Source organism: Candidatus Neptunochlamydia vexilliferae (genome assembly GCF_015356785.1).
GTDB lineage: Bacteria > Chlamydiota > Chlamydiia > Chlamydiales > Simkaniaceae > Neptunichlamydia > Neptunichlamydia vexilliferae.
In genome coordinates, this window is sequence record NZ_JAAEJV010000013.1 from 22916 (window position 1) to 46955 (window position 24040).

Here is a 24040-nt window from a genome sequence, read left to right on the forward strand (position 1 = left end):
CGATTGAGTAAGAGAACCAGGTTTCTCCGGTTCTCTTACTCGATTGTTAACACTTCTGAATAAGCATTTTAGAGTTAGCCCTTTTGAATCAAGAGCTCATAGAGGCTTTACCCGGGATCCTGTGGGACTATCTTCGATGAGATAACCTTGCTCATGAATATAGTCCCGCTGTTTGTCCGCTTCTGCCCAGTCTTTGGCGGCGCGGGCCGCTTGCCGCTTTTCAAAGGCGGCGGTGATGGCGGCGGGAATCTCGAGTTCTTTTTCTTCAAGAGGGAGGACGGCAAGGACAGTATTGAGCTCTTGAAGAAAATCGAGGACACGAGTGGCTTCATTAGCGGTGAGCTGGCCTGCATCGATGAGGGTGTTCACCTTTTTCATAAAGTCGAAAAGGGCGGCAAGGGCAACAGAAATATTGAGGTCATCGCCCAGGGCTCCCTTAAAAGCGGTCCGGGCATCGTCGATCGGAGCGGCGGCGCCGGTGGGGGCGGCGGCGGAGCGGAGACGGTGGACAAAGTCACTGATCCGGGTGAGGGTTTGGCGGGCCGCTTCGAGCCCCTCAAAGGTAAAATTGAGCTGGGTTCGGTAATGGGTCGCTAAGAGAAGGTAGCGCACTTCGGCTCCGGTATATCCTTTGTCAAGGAGGTCGCGGAGGGTGTAGAAGTTTCCGAGACTTTTCGACATCTTTTTCCCATCAACGATGAGGTGTTCGGCATGGAGCCAGTGGCGGACAAAATGCTTGCCCGTGCACCCTTCTGATTGGGCGATTTCGTTTTCGTGGTGGGGAAAGATGTTGTCGACGCCGCCGACATGTATGTCGATGGTGGGGCCGAGAAGACTTGTGGCCATGGCGGAACATTCGACATGCCAGCCGGGACGCCCCTTCCCAAAGGGACTTTCCCAAAAGATGTCGCCGTCTCTTTTGGCATCGTAGGACTTCCAGAGGACAAAGTCGGTGGCCGATTCTTTGTCATACTCATCGTCGGAAACTCTTTCGGATGCCCCCTCCTGAAGCTCGTCGAGCTTGAGGTGAGAAAGACGTCCATAGGAAGGGAAGGCGCTGAGGCGGTAGTAAACTCCCCCATCCTTTCCTTGGTAGGCAAACCCCTTTTCGATGAGGGCCTCGATCATGGTGATCATTTGGGGAATGTAGTCGGTAGCCGGAGAGTAGATCTCGACGGGTTCGACGTAGAGGGTTTTGAGGTCTTCAAAGAAGGCATCTTTGTAGGTTTGGGTGTAGGTGGCAAGGGGAACGCCCGCTTCGATGGCCCCTTTGATCGTCTTATCTTCGACATCGGTGAGGTTCATCACCTGCTTGAGGGGAAAGTCGAAGGACTTGATGGTCCGGCGGAGGAGATCTTCAAAGACATAGGTCCGAAAATTCCCGATGTGGGCATAGTTATAGACGGTGGGCCCGCAGGTGTACATAGTGAGGGTGTCACCTTGGAGCTGGATCTCTTCCTTGGTGCGGGTTTCAGTATTGTAAAGTTTAAGCATGTTTTTCCTTCACGAGCTCTTGGATCGCGCGAAGCTGGAGTTTCCCCGTCCCTGTCATAGGAATTTCGTCCACTTGATAGGCGGCAGCCACCTTGACTAAAGGGGGAAAGCCTCCCTCTTTTAATGCCTTATTCGCCTCTTCTTTGGTGAAGGAAAAGGTGGTAAAGAGGATGAGCTGGGGCTTATCCTTCTCATGCACACCTATGGCAAGCTGTGGGGTCTCCTCCCTTTTTTTAGGGGCGGCGCGGCCTAGCTCTTCTTCTAATGCCACTAAGCTTACCATTTCTCCCCCTATTTTGACAAAGCGCTTGATCCTCCCCTTCAAAATGAGGGCACCGGTCTCGTCGATATGGCCCAAATCACCACTTTTATACCACCGCTTCCCATCGATCTCGACAAAGGGGTTGGGAGCCTCTTTCCCAAGGTAACCGGCAAAGACGTTGGGCCCTGCAATGGCGATCTCTCCCCCTTCGATCACGCAAAGCTCGACTCCAGGAACGGGGTGGCCCACCCCACGGGGCTCCTCCCCTTGCCGGTTAATCGTCACAATGGGAGAGCACTCGGTAATCCCATACCCCTCAATCATTTCCTTATGCCCAAACATGCTCACGAATTGGTTTTTGCCTGCGCCTGCATCCCCATCTTTAGCTCCCTCTGCATCGCCCCTATCTCCTGGATAGGGGACTGCTTCGAGGGAGCTAAATCTGGAGCGCTGGCTTTGGCAAATTCCCAATTCTTGATCCTGTTTGGGCATACCGTTGTAAAGCCGCTTTACATGTTCAAAGAGTTCGGGAGGCGTTTTCTCCGCTCCAGCAACGAAAAGGCGGACTGTTTTGAGCTGGCGAGGGGTGGCGATCCGAAAGAGGTTCCGGTAAAAGGTGGGGGCCAAACAGAGGAGGGTAATTCTTTGCTCAAAACATTCGCGGGCCATTTGGTGGGTGTCGGTGGGGTCAGGAGAGTAGAAGACTCGAAGACCGGCAAGGAGGGGGAGGAGGCCGGTCACCGAAAAGCCAAAGGAGTGAAAGGGAGGAAGGGCGCCGTAGAGAATATCTTTTTCGTTAACCTGGGCACATTCAAGGGCCGCTTTTTGGTTGCTCAGGAGGTTTTTATGGGATAGGGGGACCGCTTTGGGATAGCTTTCGGTTCCACTCGTAAAGAGGATGACGGCGGGATCGTCTTCTTGAAGGGTGGGTCCTTTCCTTTTAAACATGCCTTTTAGCTTATCCCATAGGGAAATGGTGTGGCGAAAATCTTCCATCAGGAGGATTTGCTCTTCGAGGGTACCTAGCTCGAGCCGTTCGACCCTTTCTAAGAAGCGGCGGGAGCTTAGGATCGTCTCAAAGCCGAGAAGGTCGCGGGAAAATTTGAGACTGCGCTCCCCTGCTGTCCAGTTGAGCACCACAGGGGTTTTCTTTGCAAAAAGAAGAGCCAAAATGAGGATGTAACAGATCGAGGTGGAAGGGAGCAAAATGGCAACATACTCCCCGGGAAATTCCTTAAATTTTTCGGCGAGAACAAAGATGGCAAGGCGAAGTTTTTTATAGGTGAGGGACTTTGTCAAGCCATCGGCACAGGCGATATGGCTTCCCATCCGGGCAGCTACTTCGAGAAAAGCATCGGTGAGGGTTTTCCCCTCGGGAAAAAGGACAGGGGGACGGCTTGGCTCTTTGGGCCAAGGATCTTTTACCTCTTCATGAGGGGTCTTTGCCTCTTCTTTTTTTCCTTGGACGATCAAGGAAAGGATATCATAAATGGTATGGAGGCGGCCCGGACGCCCCCCTTCGATATCGAACCGCTGATCAATAAAGGTATAGATGCTGGCAAGGTCCAGGGAGTCGAGGCCAAGATCATGGGAAAGGTCTTTTTCATCGGTGAGCTCTTTGACTCCGGAAAGTTTAGTCAGCTCCCGGTAAACCTCTTCTCGAATCGGGTCGGGAATGGGAACTTTTTCTTCTCTCTTCTTTTCTTTTTGTTCTAGAAGGAGGGAAATCTCTTCGCGGAAGCAGCTATAAGAAACGGGGGTGAGGGGCTCGTCTTCTTTGTTGTACCACTCTTCGAGGAATTGGTTGAGCTCAAGGCGGGTCCCCTTTTTGGGAAAGCCAGCGGGGTTTTCTTCAAACTCGATCGTCACCTTCCTTCTGGGGGTGAAGAAGATTCCATTTTTGAGGAGAATTTTAAGCCCTCTGCCAAGGACTTTCCAAAAGTCGGGAGACTCTTTGGAATAGGCACACGAAAAAGAGCTTCCCCAAAGACCGGTTGTCCGGACAAGGACAACATGCATGTCGGGAGAGGTTTTGACCAGCTTGTGGATGAACGAGTTTCCTCCGATACTTTCATGGGCTTTCCGCTTGAGCGCTCCTGAAGGGTAGATGAGGAAATTCTCCCCTTCTCCCATCTCTTTTTCAACCTTGTTTAAACATTTATCGACTTGGTGGATTTTCCATGAGTTGGCCGAGAGCTCAAAGTTGGGCATCGGAAGGGCGCGGATGATATTCATGAAAAAGCGAGCTCCCCCTAAGTAATAAAAGTGTTCGATAACAAGGGGACGGGGTTTAAACGTTTTTGCAAGCAGGTTGTAGATGATGATCGGGTCGATCTCGGCAGGATGGTTAGGCAGGAAAAGGATTCCCCCGTTTCCTTGGATTGTATCAAGCCCTTTCACCTCGATTTTGTAACGGAGGGACAGGAGCTTTAAAATAAGCCACGATCCGATGGCAATCATGATTTTTCTCATCCCCTCGTTTTAACACTTTTAGTGATTTGACACAAAAGGGGTTTTTGGCTAATTCGTAAGGAATGAGAAAAGGACTTTTTTTTCTTCTTTTTGTGGGAAGTAGTTTGTGGGCTACTGAGTGGAATGTAAATACTGATGGGAATTGGGGTACCGCTGGTAACTGGGATCCCCCTTCTGTTCCCAATAGCTCTAGCACGAGTGTTGCTTTTGGATCGGTGATTACAGCTCCTAGAGAAGTCACCGTTAATGGAACTTTTTCGGTCGATAACCTCACCTTTGACAATGCCAATTCCTATACCCTTTCGGGAGGAACACTCAATGTCAATGGTGACATCATCTCCTCATCTGGCGTCCATACGGTTACATCTAACCTCAATATTGGTTCTGGTTCGATCGTTAACAATTCTGGGGGAACCCTTACACTTGGAGGGGCGGTAAATGGGACAAGCCTCAATCTAACCGGTACAGGAACAGTCCTTTTATCGGGAACAACAAATGCACCTTTGATATCGGTGATTTCAGGAACATTAGAGACAAACAAACCATCAAACTTACAAGAGGTATCGATCCTACTAAATGGGGGCACCCTTCTCATTACAGAGGATGCAGCCTTTAGTGCAAATATCAGCGCTGTGACTAACCCCTCATCGATTGATGTCTCTCCGGGGAAAACCGCTTCCTTCTTTGGATTTGCCTCGAATACCACAACAATCACAAAGTTAGGTGATGGAACCCTATCACTCTCTACGGGTGGTTTTACAAACCCCTTTATCATTTCTGGTGGAACTCTTGCTGGAGACTCTACCTCAATGTCATTTGATATTACAAATAATTCAACGGTGAATTTTAGTGGATTAGGAGGGGCTTACTCCAATACTCTCAGTGGGACGGGAAATGTCATTGTCAGCAGTGCAGAGGAAGTGACTTTCTCTGGAACCAACACCTATAGTGGAGGAACTACGGTCGAGTCAGGCGGTTCTTTAAGGGTCAGCAGCGATGGAAATTTTGGAACAGGGGCACTGACCCTTGATGGAGGAACCCTCCACACCACAACAGGGTTTACTTCAGCAAAAGGGGTGACCTTAGCGGGAAGTGGGGGAACTTTTAATACAGAAATGGGAACGCTCATTCTTCCAGGGGTGGTCACAGGTCCTGGCTCTTTGATAAAAACAGGTGCGGGAGAAGTTGCTTTAAACAATAGCAGCAACGACTATTCCGGGGGAACGATCATCAACCAAGGGATTATTGCTACGGGAGCGAATGAAAGGCTAGGAGCTCCCTCAGGAGGAGTCACCCTCAACGGAGGAAACCTTGAGACAACCGGGACATTTACAACAGCTAGAACGCTAACCATGACAGGAAATGGGATTTTAAGTGTCGATGGAGGGACAACCTTAACATGGAATGGAACGGTTAGTGGCTCAGGACAAATCCGGAAAATTGGGAATGGAAACCTTGTTTTAGGAGCGGACAATAGTGGCTTTTCTGGAGGGATTAACTTCTTTGTTGGAACCACCTCCGTTTCTACGACAAATAACCTTGGAGATGGGACAGGGGCTTTTCTCTTTAATAATTCAGCCCTCTTAGAAACCACAGGTGTTGTCAATGTCATTAACCCTATTACCCTTACAGGAAATGGGGGTTTTGATACCGGGGCAATAACAACCGTTTCAGGAAACATAACAGGACCTGGAACTCTCCTGAAACAGGGCGCTGATACCTTGATCCTTTCTGGAAGTAACAGCTATACAGGGGGCATTACCCTATCTGCAGGAACGATCGAAGGAACCACCTCAAGCATCCTCGGCAACATCGCAAACAGCGGCACTCTCACCTTCAATCAAAACTCAGATAGCGAGTATGCAGGTTTGACATCAGGATCTGGCTCTTTGACAAAAACAGGGACCGGGACCGTTATTCTTTCTGGAGCCAACACCTACACCGGAGGAACAACTGTCAGTACCGGCACGCTAAGCATTAGTAGCAATGCCAACTTGGGAGACAATAGTGGAGGTCTCACTCTTGATGGGGGAACGCTAACCACAACTGCAGGGTTTTCATCGAGCCGGGGAATCACTTTAGGGGCCTTGGGTGGAACCTTTAACACTGTTTCGGGAGTGATTTCGCTGACAGGAACCGTTACAGGAGCAGGAGCACTTATAAAATCGGGGCCAGGAGAGCTCATTTTAAGCAATAATAGCAATGACTATTTAGGGGGAACGCAGATCACACAAGGAGTTCTTGCTGTTGGAGATAATCCAAGGCTAGGAGACTTAGGAGGAAGTGTGACCTTTACTGGGGGAAGCCTTGAAACAACAGGGACTTTTACCACAAATAGAGCTCTTATCATGACAGGCCCAGGAACGTTAAGCACCGATACGAACACGACCTTAACATGGAATGGGACAATTAGCGGCTTGGGACAAATCCGGAAAATTGGGTTTGGAACCGTTTCTTTAGGAGCAGATAATAGCGGTTTTACAGGAGGATTTCGGTTTGTCGTTGGAACTACCAGTATCTCAAACGCAAATAATCTTGGATCAGGGACTTTAGAGTTTAGTGGGGGCAACCTGGAAACGACTGGGGCGGTTACGGCATCCAACCCGATCACCCTTCTCGATGGAGGAGGCATCTTTGATATTGGAACAGACAGCTCTTTTTCAGGAAGTATTACAGGCACTGGGGCCCTCTCTAAGGAGGGAGCGGCAAAAATGACTCTGCTGGGAACCAATAATTATACGGGAGGAACCATCATTTCTGCTGGAACCCTAGAGGGAGACACCGATGGTTTGCAAGGAATAATAACCAATAATGCTGCCGTGATTTTCGATCAGACGGCAGCAGGGACCTATGCAGGAATGATGTCGGGAATAGGCTCTTTAGAAAAACAAGGGGCTGGAACACTGACTTTAACCAGCTTAAACAGCTATAGCGGAGGGACGACTGTCTCCGCAGGAACCCTCCAAGGAAACACGACAAGCCTTCAAGGAGCGATCGATAACAATAGCAATGTTACCTTTGACCAAAGCTCAGATGGTGAGTATGCAGATGTGATGTCGGGAACTGGGACCTTAACAAAGGTAGGGAGCTCAACCCTCACTCTCTCTGGAACCAATACCTACAGTGGAGGAACAGAGATCGATGTGGGCGCAGTGAGCGTCAGCGCAAATGCAAACTTGGGAAGTGGCTCTGGGGGGCTGACCTTAAATGGGTCGACCCTCATCACAACGGCAGGGTTTTCAATATCAAGAGGGACAACTCTCGATGCTGGAGGAGGAACGTTTGACACAACAGGAACTCTCATCCATAGTGGATTGATCACTGGCACTGGAACATTAACTAAAGCAGGACCTGGTGTTCTATCCCTTACCAATAATAGCAATGACTACTCAGGAGGCACCGATATTACCCAAGGAGTTGTTGCCACTCCAACCGATGAAAAATTGGGGGCATTATCTGGAGCGGTTACCCTTAGTGGGGGTGGATCTTGGGAAGTCACAAGCTCCTTTTCTTCTGATAGAGATGTCATCTTTGCAGGACCTGGAATGCTCAGCGTTGACCCTGGCCGCACCTTGACCTTAAATACGGGTTCCGGGTCGGTGTCAGGAACAGGGAAATTAGAAAAAGTTGGTTCAGGAACCCTCGTCTTAGACGGGACAAACACCAGCTATTCCGGAGAAATTTTTCTATCCATTGGGACGATCAGCTTTTCTGACCCCGATAATCTCGGAACAGGAACCCTTGTCACTTTTGGGCAAGGAACCCTTTTAGCAAGTGCCACCTTGACCCTCCCCTCCACCAAAACATTTACCCTGAGCACCTCTGGAACCTTGAGCACTGCCGACACCTTCACCGTCGAAGGGATAATTAGTGGCGGGGGCACTCTTATTAAAGAGGGAGTAGGAACGGTCATTTTGACAGGGACCAATAACTACACAGGGGGAACCACCGTTTCTGCCGGAACACTTCAAGGGGATACCGACAGCTTCCAAGGAGCGATTACCAATAATGCCGCAGTCATCTTTGATCAGGGGTCTGCTGGAACCTACGCCGGAGCCATGAGCGGGACAGGTTCTTTAGAAAAAACAGGGGCAGGGACACTGACCCTTGCCGGTGCCAATAGCTACTCAGGGGGAACAACAGTCGATATAGGAACCCTTTCGGGAAATACCACAAGTCTTCAAGGGGCCATTACCGCTCTTGGGGGAACCACGGTTAACTTTAACCAAGGCTCAAGTGGCACCTACTCGGGAGCGATGACGGGAGGCGGAACCCTCACCAAAACAGGAGGAGGAACCCTCACCCTTACCGGTGCCAATGGCTACACCGGAGGAACCACCGTCTCTGCAGGGATACTAGCGGGAAGCCCTACGGGAATCCAAGGAGCTATTTCAAACAGCGCCATCGTTAACTTCAACCAAGGAACCGGGACCTACTCCGGGGTAATGTCAGGCAGTGGTCACGTCATTGTTAGCAGCACAGATGGTCCCATTACCTTCTCTGGAGCCAACACCTACTTGGGAGGAACAAAGATCAGTGGGAATGGCAACCTGATCATCGCCTCTGAAGTAAACCTAGGAACTGGGGGGGTGACCTTTGATAGTGGAACCTTGACCAATACAGCAGCCTTTGCTTCTGCTAAAACGATGACACTTTCAGGCGATGGAACCTTTGAGACCGACTTTCCCCTCACCCTATCAGGAAAAATTACCGACGATGGACGCCTCATCAAAACAGGGTCGAGTATCCTCCTTCTCACAGGAACAACTAACGACTACACAGGGGGAACGCTCGTCTCCTCTGGAACTTTAGAAGGAACAGGAGAGACGATCCAAGGAGATGTGACCAACAACGCAACGGTCAACTTCAACCAAATGACCGCGAACACTTATGGGGGAAGCATGGAGGGAAGTGGGCTCCTCCTCAAGAGTGGAACAGGGACCCTTACCTTGTCTGGCCCCAACAACACCTACACAGGAGGGACAACCGTTACTGCAGGAACCCTACAAGGAACCTCAACAAGCCTCCAAGGGACGATTACCAACTCAGGAGCAACGGTCACCTTTGACCAAGACTTTAACGGCACCTTCAGTGGCTCTATTTCTGGAACAGGCTCCCTCTTTAAAGAAGGGACCGGAACCCTTTCCGTCATGGGAAGCTCCCCATTTACTGGAACATCAACGATCAATGGGGGAGAGGTCAACCTCAACGGGTCGATTGCCGGCCCTGTCATCACCTCAACCGAAGGAACCCTTTCAGGAAACGGAGCAGTGGCAAGTCTGACCAACTCAGGAACAACCTCTCCCGGAAACTCGATTGGAACAACCACCGTGGGGGGAAACTTTACCCAAGGAGCTTCGGGGAATGTGATCATCGAGATCGATGATGCGGGAAATGCCGACCTTGTTGATGTGGGAGGAATCGCCTCCCTTGCGGGAACCGTCACTATCTCTCCCCTTCCTGGGGTCTATAGTGGTGACATATTTTACACCTTCCTTACTGCAACGGGAGGAGTTACTGGAACCTTTGGACAAGAGCTGGGGCCCGCTGGAACCACTTTTGCCATCCTTTACCTTCCCAGTAGTGTTCTTCTCGATTTCAGCTTTGCAGGGAGCATTTTACCCGTCCCAATCGATGACCTTAAAGGAAACGCCAAAGAGGTTGCCAAATATCTATTCTGTGAGGGGGCGGTCTCCGACCCCGATCTCCTTTCCCTTCTTAAGCAAATCGTCCGCCTTCCCGCAAAGGAGTTTGTCGAAGAGCTCGACCAGCTGAGCCCCGCTCAATTTGGAGCCCTTCCCCTCATCAACCTCCAAAACAGCCATCTGATGTCAGACCTTTTTGTGACTAGCAACGAACGGACCTATTGGTGTGACCAGGAATGTGATGGGAATACCCGCCTATGGATCGCCCCTGTTGGGCAGTGGCAAGGGCAGACCTCCATTGGGCAGCAGCTCGGCTTTAACAGCCGGACTTTTGGAGTCGCTCTTGGAGCCAGCCACATCCTAACCCATTTCCTAAATGCAACCGTTGGAGCCGGCTATACCTATACCGACCTTGGCTGGAAAAATAACGGTGGAAGTGGCCATTGGAATAGCATCTACCTTTGCCCTTCTGTGGGCTATGTCAGTGAAAGCTGGTTTGGAAATGCCCTTATCCAAGGAGCCGTCAACTTCTACAACATCGAAAGGCGGATCCGCTTTACAGGGATTAGCCGTGACGCTAAAAATAGCCATCATTCCTACGACATCCTCGGGCGGATTGATGGAGGTTACCGGCTCAAGTGGGGCGATACCCGCAAAGATTACCGTCTCTATACCATGCCAACCGTCCGCCTCAGCTACCTCAATATCTTTCAAAATAGCTATACCGAAAGGGGCGCAGGAGTGATCAACCTCGCTATCGACAGTCAATATTCCGCCTTCCTCCAGCCTGAAGTCCTCATCAAAAACGTCCTTGAGTTTACCCCTGGCGATCTTTGCATCTCCCCCTATAACGAGATCGGTTATGGCGCCAATATTCCTCTCACCTCAGCAAGCTATACTTCCCGCTTCCACAAGCAAACCCTCTGCAAGTCCAACTTCACCGTCGTTGGCTTTAACGAGACGACCAACCAGCTTCTCTTTAACTTTGGTCTTCAGATCACCAAGGGTTGCAACTTCTCCCTCGACATGAGCTACAATGGACGATTCTTCGACCAGACCTACATCAACGCCGGCAAGCTCAAGTTTGACTATCGGTTTTAAACATTATATATCTGTCGTAGTGTAGCAAGCAGCTCATCGAAGCTTGTATTTTTTATCCCTAGCGACTTAAGATCTATTAGAGACTCCCCTTGCACGCGATCCAAGAATTGCTTCATATCCTCCTTGATAGACTGAGGCAAAATAACTTTGTCAGATGGTGTAAGTAGCTGGTATAAACGAACAATATCATTCTTATGTTTGCGAACGTCTCTTTCATTGACGTTTGCGTCTACATTTTTTCGATCCATTAGATCGATCCAAGCCCGCGCTTTTAGGGGGATCAAGTGACCAGCACGAACAACAGGTAAAGCACTGCTATTCTGCTTCCCCGCGTGAATGAACTGATAATAGTTCTCATCAAGTAGAATGGCTGATAGGCTCATTACAGATTCATCGGTAGGGATAGGAGTCAAATGACTCCCTTCTACAATCTGCAAGGTGTCAGGGACTCGGGAAAATAACTCCAACATCGCAGGGAACTCTCTATTATTGGGGGCAGAGAAACGGTAGAAAATCTCTTTCCCGCTGCTTCGTTGACGGTGTTGGTACCCTCCCATCTCAACGAACTTCCAAAAAGCAGACACGAAATCACCATCAAGCGCTTCGACATAGAGGACAATATCGAGATCTTTTGTGGCTCGAAAATCAAGACCAGCTTCTTCCATAATTAGATTGCATGCGGTTCCCCCAATGAGTACATATTTATCAGCATAATCAGCGAAGTGCTGTTTAAAGTCATTTAATCCTCTTACCACTTGATATTCTCCTTTATTTCTTCAGAGATAATTTGATGACACTCTCTAAGGCTGCTTCAATGCGCTCATCTTTGATCTCTCTTAAACTTAAGTAGAGAGAAAAGGGGTCAATCACACTATTATGTGTGATTGAGGTTGGATTATAGTGCCATATCTCTAGCTCTGCCGTTGCTTCTTCAGATATAGGCAAAACCTTAACGCCTGACTCCTTCCAATGGAGCCAATCGGCCATACTCATAGCATATATAGGGACAGTCGGTGGGTTCAACATAGAGCACTCTGCCAAAGCGGTTAAGCCAGCCTTTATTTTTGGTTTTTTTCCCTTTACCCAAACTCGTTGCTTGACAGGAGACCTTAGTAAAGGCTCCGTCTGAGTCCAGAGTTCACGCTTCTCCTCTCTGAAGGACCAGCGCCGTTCTTTTCCTTTTCGATCGATTAAGCCCACACCAGCCTTTTCTAATTCACTAAAGGCTCGATTAAGTGTCATACGAGAATACCCCAACTCTTTGATAAGTTCAGTCGTTGTGTAACCTTCACACGGGTTATGACACAGTCCATAGATCACAACTGCCTGTGTGGCAGGGCTGAAAAGGTCCTTTTTAGGTTTAGGTTGCTGAAAATATTCACGCAAATCAATCCCTAAGCCTGGAAGATACATTTGATTACCCGGTGCAATGAAAGAGATACGGTGACGAATAAGACGTTGTCGATTGTATGGAGAGATGGCTTCTTGGACGTATATACAGCAACCTACCCATTTTGTTTGCACTTGATCCCTATGTTTCTTTAGAGTTGCGGGAGATACTGTTGTCTCTTGTTTGGGTATAATAAGCAAACAAGGTCGGTCAAATAGCAAAATCTCATAGAAATCATAGGAGTTCAAAAGAAAAAGTGGTAAATCTCCTTTTCCTTTCCATGGAGAAGCTTTTGTTTGCACACCAAGAGCTTGACTAAGATAGAGCTCTAAATTCTTGATAACTTCCTTCAATAACATACTTTTTGCACTATAACATTTGCGATGTTATAGTGCAAAAAGTATGTTATGGAAAAACATAAACTGTTGGTTAGAAAGGTCTTAAAAACAAGGAGTTTCTCGCTTCTTTTTAAATAGTCGACCCTGAAGAACTAAGAAAAAAAGATGTGCTCATGGGGGAAAAGCGCGGTTTTGCTTTTGCAAGGAGTTTTTTAGGGTCGACTAAATAGGAAATTTGACACAAAATGCTACTGTTCGTTAAGACGTTAAGATATACCTAAAAACAAGGAGTCTTATCATGGTAGGTAAAGTCACCGGTCATACAACAAATGCCCTTAACCAACTCTCTGGACAGGATCAGCCACTTGCTGACTTAATGAACAACGTAGATGGAGTTTCTTACGTTGTTTCAGCTCAGTCGACACTCCTGCAAGGAACAGATTTTTCTGCAACAAAAGGTGGTGAGTACCTAGGTATTAATCTTCCAACTTAACTCTCAAGAGACTTAATCAGAGATAGGTACAAGTTCTTTTCCTCCTCAAAAGTCGCATAAGAGAGGAGATCTTTGAGGAGGAGCCACTTTCCCCCACAGATTTCCTCCGCTTGGAGAGTATATTTTGGACTGGCCGTCTCAGCGAGGTAGAAGCGGACCGTTTTATCGATGAGAAGGCCGTCATGGATATATTGGTACTTTTCGACGAGATATGGGGCGTCGAGGTAGCGACCGACCGTCATGCCGGTCTCTTCGAGAAGCTCCCTTTCAGCGGTTTGTTTGGGCGATTCCCCCTTTTCAGGGTGTCCCTTGGGAAAGCCCCAATGACCTCCTTCGAGATGTTGGATCAGGAATGCTTCCCACACCTGTTTACGGTAAGTCAGCGGGATAATCCCAAATCCATTAACCTGCATATTTACCGAAGACAACGACCGAGTTGTGCCCTCCAAATCCAAAGGAATTGGAGATCGCTGCGTCCACTTCAAAGTCTTCAGCTTTGTCGCCGACGATGTCAAAGTCTTTCACTTCATCTTCGGGATCTTTAAGGTTCGGATTCGGGTGAAGTTTTCCCGTATTGATCGCTTTGATGGTGGCAACGGCTTCGACCCCTCCAGCAGCACCAAGACAGTGGCCAGTCATCGACTTGGTCGCATTCATCTTCATCTTCTTCACCTGGTCACCAAAGACGGTCCGGATCCCTCGGATCTCACACAGATCGCCCACTGAGGTCGATGTCGCATGGGCATTGATATAGTTCACTCTCTCTTTGGAAACGTTCCCATCTTTGAGGGCTGTTTCGATACATGATGCGACTCCAGCGCCATCTTCGCGAGGGCTAGTGATGTGATAAGCATCGGTTGAAACGGCGCCACCCAGGTACTCGGCAAGGATGGTTGCTCCCCGTTTTTTTGCATGCTCATACTCTTCGAGAACAAGGACGCCGGCTCCCTCTCCAATGACAAAACCGTCACGGGTTTTATCCCAAGGGCGAGAAGCGGTATCCATCTCTTCGTTCCGCTCAGAAAGAGCTTTCATCACAACAAATCCTGCTACACCAATCGGGTTAATCGGCGCTTCAGCTCCTCCGCAAATCATGAGGTCAGTATCCCCCCGCTCAATATGTTGCGCGGCAGAGACAATCGAGTAGTTAGCGGTGGCACACGCTGTTGAAATCGAGTAGTTCGGCCCTGTGAAGCCGAGATCGATTGCTAAAAGTCCCCCACCCATATTGGTGATGATAAAAGGGACGAAGAAAGGGGTAATTCTTTTAAAGCTCTTTTCGAGGAGGGTCTTGTTTCCATCAAAAAAGACCGACATCCCTCCCATTCCAGAACCGATCAAAACACCGCAGCGGGATTTTTCGAGTTTTTCAAGGGCCTCTCCGGTCAGCCCAGCATCTTCTAGGGCTTTTTTTCCTGCGACCATCGTGTAGCGGATGAAAGGATCGACACGGCGGGCCTGTTTTTTGTCCATATAGTCGCCCACTTCAAAGTCTTGAACCCCTCCCGCAAAACGGGTTGAGTACTCCTCGCAAGGAAATTGGGTAATCGGAGTGATCCCACTTTTTCCTTCAAGAAGGCTTTGATAAAACTTATCGACATCGGTCCCAAAACAGGAGACAACGCTCATTCCTGTTACAACAACACGCCGTTTTTTCGTCACTTTTTTACCTCAAAATCTAAATCTATGACCTTCCCATCGGGCCATAGTCGTTCTAATTGATATTTTTGCCGCATCTCCGGGAGGAAGAGGTGGATCACCACCTGGAAATAGTCTAAAACGACCCACTCTCCATGCTCCATTCCCTCAACATGGGCTGGCTTTTCGCCTACTTCCCGCATGACATCTTGGATCTCTTTTGCCAAAGAGACCACATGGCGGTCCACATTCCCATCTGCAATCAAGATGTAGTCGGTAATCGAAGAAATCCCCTTCACATCAATCGCGATGATGTTCGAGCCTTTCTTGTCAAAAATTGTCTGTGCGATTTGCTTTAAATAATCAGTCATAATCTATGCGAGGCCATTGTAAAATCCATTCGGCAGGCTAAACGCCCCCTTTTTTTTGAAATTCGGTCTTGGATTGAGTTATCTACACCTAATGGGGTATGTTAACTCAATCCAAGACCGAATTTCAAAAAAAATTGAGCATTTATCCCACCAAAGCGAGTTTTCCAATGGCCTCTTACGGAGAGTATATAGTATTTTGGTGAATGTAGTCCAGGACTTTTCCAGGAATTAGGTGGCCAACATAAAGTCTTTTTTTGAGTCTCTCCCGCACCTCGGTGCTGCTCACATCCATTGCGGGGATTTCACACCTTCCCGCTTCAACTTTCAATTTTATTTTTTCAGGAAGCTGCTCCAATCTTTTGGGGTCGAAGCCGTGGCGCACCCCTACAAGAGGGGGGGCCAGCTCTAGGAGCGCATCGATCTCTTTCCACTCTCCAAAGCCATAAGCGGTATCCTCAGCGACAATGAGGAAAAGTTCTCCCCCGATCTCCCGGACCGTATCGATTGTATATGAAGGAGGAGGGCGAGAAATCTCCCCATTACAAGGGTCACATCCGGGAACATCTTCGAGCGCCAGCTGCAACATATTCAACCGGTGGTTCGCCGCTGCAACAGGAGGCGCATCCCCTTTTGTGGGCGACACATGGGCAGGACAGAAAAGGACCTGATCAAGGCCATGCATCTCTTTAATGCGAATCGCCAAATTGAGATGTCCAAAGTGGATGGGGTCAAAGGTCCCCCCAAAAAAACCAATTTTCTTTGCCATACTCGCATTTATACACTAAGAAACAATTTTTTTACTATTTCTCAATACTCTCTTGCCACGAAAAAATAAGAGGGGTGCCGTTAAAAGATCGCCATTGAAAGGGCTCTTTATAGTCGACCCTGAAGAACTAAGGATTATATTTATTGTGAGAAGGTTAAGACAGAAAAACCTCTTTATAAGTTGCAAGAAAATTGGGCTACACACCCCATTTCCTTGCAAATTCGATAAACAAAATCTGCACTTGCAAAAGAAAAACCGAAGGTTTTTCCCCAGGGTGCAGATTTTTGACGCACCTCAACCCCGCAGTGGGTTGAGTAAGGAAAAAAGATGTGCTCATGGGGAAAAAGCGCGGTTTTGCTTGTGCAAGGAGTTTTTCAGGGTCGACTTTATAGGAGAAAAGTTCAAGGCGCCCTATGCAGAGAGCCCCGCAGTGGGCTCTTGAAGGAGGGTAACGTAGAAATTTTCCCTAGAAAGAGCAATGGCAATAGGGAGCTATTGACGATACCCCTCTAAATAATCTCCCAAGCGTTTTGTTCGGAGATTTTGCGGAGTTTGCTGTTGGGACGAACGGCAACGGGGGTTCCCGCAGCTTCTAGGAAAGGAAGGTCGAGGTCACTATCTGAGTAGGCAGTCACCTGTTTGGCTTTTGTCTTAAACTTCTCAATGAGCGTTTTGATGTAGCTCGCTTTATCTATCCCCAAAAGGACCGACTCCACCTTGTCAAAATTTCCCTCTTCATCAACAGAGTAATGGGAAGAGCGCCATTCACTCACCTCAAGATATTCGGCGATGGGGCCAACGATGAAGGAGGGACCGTTCGAGAGAATGATGGTGTGGTGACCAGCATGTTGCGCCCTGCGAAGACGGGAAAAAGTGGGATAGTAGAGGAAACGAAAGAAATCTTTTTTAAGGAACTGCAACACCTCTTCCTGAACAAGAGGGAGGGGAGCCCCTTTAAGGAACTCATCAAAAGCAAGGATGTGCAGGTCGGTGAGGGAAAGATTAAAGTAGTGGTGGCGGATTGAGTAGATGAGGGTGCGCAAAATCGAGAGGGGGCGGTAAAACCCTTTGGCAATGAGGTAGCGGTAGAAGAGGAGGCTAGAGTTAGAGGAGACCAATGTATGGTCTAGGTCAAAGGCGCTGATTTGCTTCAATGTTAAACTAATTTTTCTTCAAGATTTTCAAGCGCTTCAACTTCTTTATCAAGATGGATCTTTGCGCTGTCATAAAGCTCACGGTAGGTCATCCCCTTTTCAAAATCAAGACCTGACCCTCCCATCTCTTTCCGGTACTCTTTGACCTGGCTTTTAATGACCTCAATATGGGCCGCTCTTTCTTCGTAAAGCTCCTGGAGGTGATCGGTCCCAACAGTTCCCTCCCTCTTATCGAGGATAAAGCTCTTAAGGTCGGCAAAGTTCCGCTCAAAGACATGGATTTCCATCCCGTTTAAGGAAAGGGCTCTATATGCCTCTTTGAGCTCCGTCTCCCCTTTTTCTAAGTCTTCAAGAGAGGTCGTTTCCTCTTTTTCGATCAGGTGGGTGAGTTTGTCCTTTATATCTTCCACTTTTTTCCGGCTTGCCGCTTTTTTCTCCTCGACTTGTTCTTTTAACTTATCGAGAACGGCATTTCGCGCCTTTTGGATCCACTCCTTAAGCTCTTTGACATTTTCGCGGCTTAAAGAAACGCCACGCATCGCCTCTTGAAGCGCATTCGAAGCATCCAAGACCTTGGTCCGGTCTTGGTTTTCTGGTTTTTCACAAAAGGCCTCAAACTCGGCCACTTTGGGAGCAATCTCTTCATAGTTTTTCTTCCACTCTTCAGAGCGCTCTCCCATCTGAGCCCGCCGCTCGGTCTCTTTTTCCTTGATCTTGTCCCAACATTCGCTTAAGACCTTCCGCGCCTTGGTAAAGGCCTGCGAATTTAAGGTGAGGACCTTTGCAACGGCTTGAAACAGTTTAATTTCATTCCGGATGACGTAGTAAGGGGTCTTTCCCCCAGAAAAGCGGTCTTTTGCAAAGGATTCAACGTCACCAGCAAATTGATCACTCACTTTCTTAATGAGCTCTTTTCTCTTGGGGAAGACATGGTCTCCCAGCTTCGAAAGACGTTTTAAGATTTTATTCTTGTGACTGATCCGCATGTCGATTGCCAGGACCTCTTTGCGTAAGGCGTCCAAGCGAGAAATAAGTGTTTTTAAAAGGGAAAGTTCCTTTTGGATCTTTTCATACTCCCCTAACTTGATCTGAAGCTCTTCAGCCCCTTTAGGAAAGTGGATCGGATCACTATTGGCGACCAAACGATCATAATGGTCCACATCAGCTTCGAGCGCTTCAATGGCAAGCTCCACCTGCTCAACGGAAAAAGCAGCCTGTTCATCCTTGATTTCCTTCAGACGACGCGCTTCATCCCCCATCTCGGCATATTCGTTCCACAGATGGTTCCGCTTGATTGGATTCATCTCTTCTTTGAACAGAGGGCCGCAGAGTTTTTTCGCATCCCAAAACTCTTTTAAGGAGACCCCATTGGGCTTCCCTAAAATCTCTTCCATGAAGTCGAGAGCCACACGGATCTTCTCTTCAATTTCTTTTTGACCCTCAAAAGACTCTCGAAAGGTCTTAAAGATCTCTGACTCTACTTTAGGCTTTTTTTCTTTGTTTTCTGTTTCCATTGCTTCCGATATAGGTTGAGGGGATATCCATCCTAGTTATTTTACTATAAAGCGAAATTAATGAAAAGTGTCAATACCGACTTTCGTAGTCTTGGAGGATCATCTCGAGGGCTTTTTGGTAGCCATAAACATCGAGATCGACCCAGCGGAAGAGAGGCTCTCGCCGAAACCAGGTGAACTGCCGCTTGGCATAGCGGCGAGAGGCTTTTTTAAACTCCCAGACAAAGTGTTCCCAATCCTCATCGCTACGGGGAGAATCGAGGAACTCAAGACATTGGCGGTAACCAATGGCTTGGGCAGCAGAGAGGTTTTCACGTAGACCCTCGTTTTCAAGCGCTTCGACCTCTTCGATAAACCCTTGGGTCATCATCTCATCACACCGCATCTCGATCCGGGAGAAAAGGATCTCCTTGGGAAAGTAAATAAACCAACACCGAAAGTCAAACTCTTTAGGACGGCTGGGAACATGCCCTTTGGGGAATTCACTTACCTTTTTCCCAGTAAGGGTGATGATCTCAAGAGCCCGGATGATTTTATGCCGATCGCGGTGGTTAATCGTCGCTCCGTAATCGGGATCTAGGGAGCAGAGCTTGTCGTAGATCGCTTCAGTTCCAAACTTTTCGATATCTTCTTCGAGCTTTTGCCGTACCTCTTGAGAGGCGGGAGGCCCTTGAGGCGGCCCATAAAGGAGGGCATGAAGGTAGAAGCCGGTTCCGCCAACAACAATGGGGACATGGCCGCGGGAGAGGATTTCACGGCAGGCCCCAGTGGCTTGTTCATAAAATTGGACAACGTTGAAGGACTCGGAAAGGTCGTGGGTATCGATCAGGTGGTGGGGGACCTCCATCCGCTCTTCGGGAGTGGCTTTGGCTGTGCCAATATCCATCCCCCGGTAGACTTGAACCGAGTCGGCAGAGACGATTTCCCCACCTAGGATCCGGGCAAGTTCAAGGGAAAGGCGGGTCTTTCCCGCGGCAGTTGGACCTGACAGGACAATCACCCGCTTGGTTCCTGCAAGAGCATCGATTTTTTTTCGGGAAGGGGCAGGCTCTTGCCCCTGAGCATCGAGAAGATCGCCTCTCACCTATTAACCTCAGTTTTGGGTTTATTTCACTCAACCTCAGGGGGTTTTAGCTTTCTTTTCTCCTTTTTGATCTCGGAAAGGGCCATTTAGACCCTTACCTTCGATCAAAAAGAAGAAAATTTAAGCAAAACTCCCTCTGGAGCTAAGCAAACTAAACCCAAAACTGAGGTTACTAAAATCCTTGAAGAGCTTCTTGTTCGGTCGGGAAAATATGAATGATCCGCTCAAAACCAGCCATCTTGATGATCTCCATTACCTCTTCGCCAACGGAACAGAGGTGAAGTCCTCCCCCATTTCCTTTGAGCTTTTTTGTGGTTGAAAGGAGGAGACGCATCCCAGCACTACTCAAGTAGTCAACTTTAGCAAAGTCTAAGACGAGCTTTGCCTTCCCCTTTTCGATCTGCTCGATAAGCTTCCGCTCAAGGACGGGAGCCGATGCAGCATCGAGCCTCCCTTCAAGGCGGACCATCAAGGCCCCTTGATCATCTTCAATTTGTATCTGTAATCCAGCACTCATAGAAATAACCCGGTTATTTCCCTAAAGATATAGTAATTAAAGAATTTTGTCTACTGAACAATCTCGAGGCGAACCTTTCGACCAAGACGGGCTGCAACAGTCATCGCAATCTGACGGAGCGCTTTAATCGTCCGTCCTTGCTTACCAACAAGCTTGGCAACATCATCGTCATGGACACGGATCTCAACAACAGAGCTTTTCGAACCATCAAAAATATTAATTTTTACTTCGTCTGGAATATCGACTAAATTTTTAATCACATAGCTAACAAACTCTTCCATATCTCCTCGGTGTTACATGAGTCAATGTAAGATTGTACCATTTGCGTAACTTTTGTGCAATGTTTGCGCACAGTTTTTTAATCTGAAGTTATGTAAGCAAGCTTAGGAACGCGAAGATCGATGACCACCCCTTCTTCAAGTTCTAATGCATCATACCGCTCTAGTTCTTCATGGTAGTTCCTTGGAGTGAGCCGGAGGGTGTGCCCCTTTGACAAAACCACTACGACCTCTCGCTTGCCGAGGGAAGGATCCTTGGCCCTAGAAAGATCGATCCTCTCGACTTCCGTCCCCAAAAGATCGAGAAGCTCAAGCGCTAAAGGGTAAAGGTCGGACTCTCCCAAAGAAAGCTCTGGGAGATTTTTTGGGGTCAGGTAGGGACGGATAGGGAAGACTTTCCCCTCTTCATCAACCGCCCGATTCTCATAGTCGATCAAGGTAAAAAGAGGACTTCTGAGGGTGTAGTCGATGTAAAGGGTCTGGGGGTTAAGAAGGGAGACCGCTACTTTTTTGATGAGGGGGTGTTTTAAAAGAAGTTTTTCCGCTGCTTCAGGGGTGATCGAGCGGGGCTTATCGATTGAAAGGTGGAGAATCTCAGCGAGATGATCGGTTTTGAGCCCTTCTTTTAGGGGACCTGTCTGCACAATGGTCGTAATGGGTTCCTGGCAAGGTTTTTCCTTAACGTAGGAAAGCGTTTTATAAAACCCAAAGGTGAGCCCTAAAAAAAACATCACTAGCAAAAAAGACTTCATCGCAACTTTTCCAAGAGTTCGGGTCCAATGGCAGTCACATCCCCCGCTCCCATCGTCACCAAAACATCCCCATCAGTGAGCATTTTGGGAAGTTCCGTAAGGAGCTTTTCTTGCTCTAAAAAGAGAGCACCATCAACCTCTTGGGCAAGACGCTTCCCACTGATCCCTGGAAGAGGCACTTCTCCCGCGGGATAAAGGGTGGTGATGAGGGTCACATCGGCCTCCTCAAAGGCTCCTTTAAACTCAGCAAGGAGCTCCTTTGTCCGGCTATAACGGTGGGGTTGAAAAAGGGCAACGAGCCGCCGTCCGCCCAGCCCCTTTTTAAAGCTTTTTAAGAGATTCAACACTTCGGTGGGGTGGTGGGCATAGTCATCATAAATAGCGATTTGGTTCACCTCTCCGATCTTTTCTTGCCGCCGCTTCACCCCTTGATAGAAGGCAAAGGCCGCACCGATTTTTTCTTCTGAAATCCCGAGCTTTAAAGCGATCCCTAAGATGGCCAGGGCATTGAGGGCAAGCATCTCTCCTATCAGCGGAAGGGTCATTGTATAGGTTTTTCCTTCAAAGCTTGCTGAAAAAATGGTCTTGGTTCCTTTTTGCTCGCAGGAAAGGAGTTTTAATGTCCCCTTTTTCCCATAAGAAACCCCCGGCAGATCGAGCGCAGCAAGGAGGGGATCGTCGGCGCACCAAAAAAGGAACTCTTTGTTTTGAATCTTTGTGGCCATCTTCTTAAAACCTGCGATCAAATTCTCTTCGGTTTTCCAGTAGTCGAGGTGCTCTTTTTCGATGTTCGTAATGATGGCCCCTTCCCCTCCATAATGCAAAAAGCTTCCATCACTTTCATCGGCTTCGGCAACAAAGTAGTTTCCCTGCCCATACCCCCCATTTTTTCCCAAATTTTTAAGGATTCCTCCAACGGCGTAAGAAGGGTCGAGCCCGGCATGATAAAGGACCCAAGAAAGAAGGGCTGAAGTCCCCGTTTTTCCATGGGTTCCCGCAACAAGGAGCCCCTTTTTTTCGGCCAAGAGCTCCGCCAAAAGTTCCGAACGGTGAAGGAGAGGAAGGCCCAGCCCCTTAGCTTCTACCAATTGGGGGTGGTCCTCTTTAATTGCCGTGCTGTAAATAAGAGAGCCTTCTTTAGGAAGGGTATCGGTATGGGCAATCCCTAACTTTTCTAGGTGGGAGATGTTTTTTAGGTCGGAGCCCGAAACCACCACCCCTTTTTCGAGTAAAATATGGGCCAGGGCGCTCATCCCTATTCCCCCAACCCCTAAAAAGTGTGCATGTTTCATAACATCCCCAAGACAAGGCTGCAGAGATCTTGCTTGCTCTCCCCTTCCTTAAAGGTGTGGAGCGCTTGGGTCATCCCTTTCAGCTTATCGTTTTCTAAAAGATCGCAGATTGCCGCCGCTAAAATGCTTCCCCGGAGTCCCTTTTCTTCGAGGGCAACCGCCCCTCCAATTTCTTCCGAGACAAAAAGGGCATTTTTCATCTGGTGGTTTTCAGTTCCATGGGGATAAGGGATGAGGATGCTCGGCACTCCAAACTCAATCATTTCGGCCAGTGTCGCTGCTCCGGCGCGCGAAACGCTCACATCAGCAGCAACCCACCCATACTCCATCTTCTCTTCAAAGGCTTTAACAACAGCGTTAGCCCCTACCTTTTCATAAAAATCGCGGAGCTTTTCGGCCCGCTTATCCTCACCGACGATATGGATCACCTGAAAGTCGATCCCCTTCTTCACCAAATGTTCGGCCGCCCCGCAGAAAAAGCGGTTAATCCCCTGCGCTCCTTGGGAGCCTCCAAAGACCAAAAAGGTGAACTTTTCTTGGTCAAGGCCAAAATAGTCACGCGCTTCTTTCTTCGTTGGCCCCTCCCCTTTTTTCTTCAAAAGGGGCATCTGCACACATGTGCTACTTCCCTTTAGATAGCGGGCGGCATGGGAAAACTGAATCGCCGAAAGGGCTGACCACTTTGAGCAAAAGCGGTTCACCTTTCCCGGAAGGACATTGCTTTCAAAAAGGATGATCGGAACTTTCCGCAGCTTAGCAGCAAAAAGGGCGGGAAAGGTATGGTAACTCCCAAAGCCAATGATCAAGTCGGGCTTTCTTTTCGAAAAAACCTTCAAACAGCGGAAAGCTCCCTGCCCAATTGAGAAAAGAGCCTTAAAGATATGCCAGGGATGTTTTTTAAAGGGGGTTCCACTTTTGATTTCAAGAAAGGGGAAGAGATCTTTTTTAAAGTAGTGGTTGGTTTTTAGTCCTGCCCCGACAAAAGCGATTTGCATTTCGGGATTTTTTTGAAGAAGGTCCAGCGCAAGGGCCTGGGCGGGGAAGAGGTGTCCCCCGCTTCCCCCTGCAGCGATCATTAAGTGAATCCTTTTTTCCATACTATTTCCTTTGTTCGGTGCACACTCATAATGAGCGCGATTGCGATTCCATTTGCTAAAAGGGAGGAACCTCCCTGACTAAAAAAAGGCAGGTTGGTTCCCTTACTGGGGAGCAGTCCTGAAACCACTCCTAAATTTAAAAAAGCCTGAAAAGAGATCAAAAAGGTGAGGACTGCAGCGCTATAAAACCCCTCTTTACTCTTTGCTTTTGAGGCAATATGGAATCCACTATACGCAATAAAGAGATAAAGGAGTATCAAAAAAAGAATTCCCACAAAACCCAGCTCCTCAGCATAGATCGCTGCGATGTAGTCACTCCGCGCTTCCGGAAGATAGTTAAGCTTTTGGAGGCTCTCTCCAACCCCCCGCCCAAAGAGCTCCC

General features: G+C 48.4%; 19 protein-coding genes. 2 read left to right on the top strand and 17 right to left on the bottom strand.

Translation table 11 applies throughout. From position 1 onward, the window contains the following. Window positions 1-96 precede the first annotated feature (96 nt). Together cysS and NEPTK9_RS03665 are read right to left on the bottom strand one after the other, a co-directional pair. Window positions 97-1494 carry a cysteine--tRNA ligase gene (gene cysS / locus NEPTK9_RS03660; RefSeq protein WP_194847476.1) on the bottom strand — a complete coding sequence of 466 codons (1398 nt, stop codon included), beginning with the start codon at window positions 1492-1494 and terminating at the stop codon, window positions 97-99. Then, window positions 1487-4228: an AMP-binding protein gene (locus NEPTK9_RS03665; RefSeq protein ID WP_194847477.1), complete on the bottom strand. Its 2742-nt coding sequence runs from the start codon at window positions 4226-4228 to the stop codon at window positions 1487-1489. The genes cysS and NEPTK9_RS03665 overlap by 8 nt, the downstream gene beginning before the upstream one ends. Before the next feature lie 104 nt (window positions 4229-4332). On the opposite strand from NEPTK9_RS03665, the gene NEPTK9_RS03670 reads away from it, so the two are divergent. Then, a complete protein-coding gene (locus tag NEPTK9_RS03670) occupies window positions 4333-10974 on the top strand; it encodes an autotransporter-associated beta strand repeat-containing protein (protein ID WP_194847478.1) in 6642 nt (2213 codons plus the stop codon). On the opposite strand, the gene NEPTK9_RS03675 is transcribed toward NEPTK9_RS03670, so the two are convergent. Next, complete coding sequence (locus tag NEPTK9_RS03675) at window positions 10971-11729, bottom strand: hypothetical protein (protein WP_194847479.1); 759 nt, start codon at window positions 11727-11729, stop codon at window positions 10971-10973. The genes NEPTK9_RS03670 and NEPTK9_RS03675 overlap by 4 nt on opposite strands. Window positions 11730-11742: 13 nt before the next feature. Next, window positions 11743-12723 (bottom strand): hypothetical protein, encoded by a 981-nt coding sequence (locus NEPTK9_RS03680; protein ID WP_194847480.1) that lies wholly within the window; start codon window positions 12721-12723, stop codon window positions 11743-11745. A gap of 277 nt (window positions 12724-13000) precedes the next feature. Here NEPTK9_RS03680 and NEPTK9_RS03685 point away from each other — a divergent pair, with 277 nt between their 5' ends. Next, window positions 13001-13195 (top strand): hypothetical protein, encoded by a 195-nt coding sequence (locus NEPTK9_RS03685; RefSeq protein ID WP_194847481.1) that lies wholly within the window; start codon window positions 13001-13003, stop codon window positions 13193-13195. Here the strand turns inward: NEPTK9_RS03685 and NEPTK9_RS03690 are convergent. The 13 genes from NEPTK9_RS03690 to NEPTK9_RS03750 form a co-directional block, all read right to left on the bottom strand. After that, window positions 13192-13608 (bottom strand): bis(5'-nucleosyl)-tetraphosphatase, encoded by a 417-nt coding sequence (locus NEPTK9_RS03690; protein WP_194847482.1) that lies wholly within the window; start codon window positions 13606-13608, stop codon window positions 13192-13194. The genes NEPTK9_RS03685 and NEPTK9_RS03690 overlap by 4 nt on opposite strands. Beyond that, a complete protein-coding gene (fabF, locus tag NEPTK9_RS03695) occupies window positions 13598-14857 on the bottom strand; it encodes a beta-ketoacyl-ACP synthase II (protein WP_194847483.1) in 1260 nt (419 codons plus the stop codon). The genes NEPTK9_RS03690 and fabF overlap by 11 nt, the downstream gene beginning before the upstream one ends. Further along, window positions 14854-15204 (bottom strand): ribosome silencing factor, encoded by a 351-nt coding sequence (gene rsfS, locus NEPTK9_RS03700; protein WP_194847484.1) that lies wholly within the window; start codon window positions 15202-15204, stop codon window positions 14854-14856. Before rsfS ends, fabF begins: the two co-directional genes overlap by 4 nt. 175 nt (window positions 15205-15379) lie before the next feature. Then, a complete protein-coding gene (gene nadD, locus NEPTK9_RS03705) occupies window positions 15380-15970 on the bottom strand; it encodes a nicotinate (nicotinamide) nucleotide adenylyltransferase (RefSeq protein ID WP_194847485.1) in 591 nt (196 codons plus the stop codon). A 509-nt stretch (window positions 15971-16479) separates the two neighbouring features. Continuing rightward, window positions 16480-17124 (bottom strand): HAD family hydrolase, encoded by a 645-nt coding sequence (locus NEPTK9_RS03710; RefSeq protein ID WP_194847486.1) that lies wholly within the window; start codon window positions 17122-17124, stop codon window positions 16480-16482. Window positions 17125-17126: 2 nt separating this feature from the next. Continuing rightward, window positions 17127-18638 (bottom strand): hypothetical protein, encoded by a 1512-nt coding sequence (locus NEPTK9_RS03715; RefSeq protein WP_194847487.1) that lies wholly within the window; start codon window positions 18636-18638, stop codon window positions 17127-17129. 70 nt (window positions 18639-18708) lie between these two features. Beyond that, the gene (miaA, locus tag NEPTK9_RS03720; protein ID WP_194847488.1) at window positions 18709-19722 is read right to left on the bottom strand and encodes a tRNA (adenosine(37)-N6)-dimethylallyltransferase MiaA; all 1014 of its coding nucleotides are present in this window, start codon (window positions 19720-19722) and stop codon (window positions 18709-18711) included. A 172-nt stretch (window positions 19723-19894) separates the two neighbouring features. Then, on the bottom strand, window positions 19895-20239 hold the full coding sequence (locus NEPTK9_RS03725) for an STAS domain-containing protein (protein ID WP_194847489.1): 345 nt from the start codon (window positions 20237-20239) through the stop codon (window positions 19895-19897). Between the two features lie 50 nt (window positions 20240-20289). Beyond that, window positions 20290-20520, bottom strand: coding sequence for a KH domain-containing protein (locus NEPTK9_RS03730; RefSeq protein WP_194847490.1), 231 nt, complete (start codon window positions 20518-20520; stop codon window positions 20290-20292). 77 nt (window positions 20521-20597) lie between these two features. Then, window positions 20598-21269, bottom strand: a complete 672-nt coding sequence (locus tag NEPTK9_RS03735; RefSeq protein WP_194847491.1) for a cell division protein FtsQ/DivIB — start codon at window positions 21267-21269, stop codon at window positions 20598-20600. After that, window positions 21266-22561 carry a UDP-N-acetylmuramate--L-alanine ligase gene (gene murC, locus NEPTK9_RS03740; RefSeq protein WP_194847492.1) on the bottom strand — a complete coding sequence of 432 codons (1296 nt, stop codon included), beginning with the start codon at window positions 22559-22561 and terminating at the stop codon, window positions 21266-21268. The genes NEPTK9_RS03735 and murC overlap by 4 nt, the downstream gene beginning before the upstream one ends. Next, window positions 22558-23658, bottom strand: coding sequence for a UDP-N-acetylglucosamine--N-acetylmuramyl-(pentapeptide) pyrophosphoryl-undecaprenol N-acetylglucosamine transferase (locus tag NEPTK9_RS03745; RefSeq protein WP_194847493.1), 1101 nt, complete (start codon window positions 23656-23658; stop codon window positions 22558-22560). The genes murC and NEPTK9_RS03745 overlap by 4 nt, the downstream gene beginning before the upstream one ends. Continuing rightward, a partial coding sequence (locus NEPTK9_RS03750; RefSeq protein WP_194847494.1) for an FtsW/RodA/SpoVE family cell cycle protein occupies window positions 23637-24040 on the bottom strand: 404 nt, incomplete at its 5' end. The genes NEPTK9_RS03750 and NEPTK9_RS03745, both read right to left, overlap by 22 nt.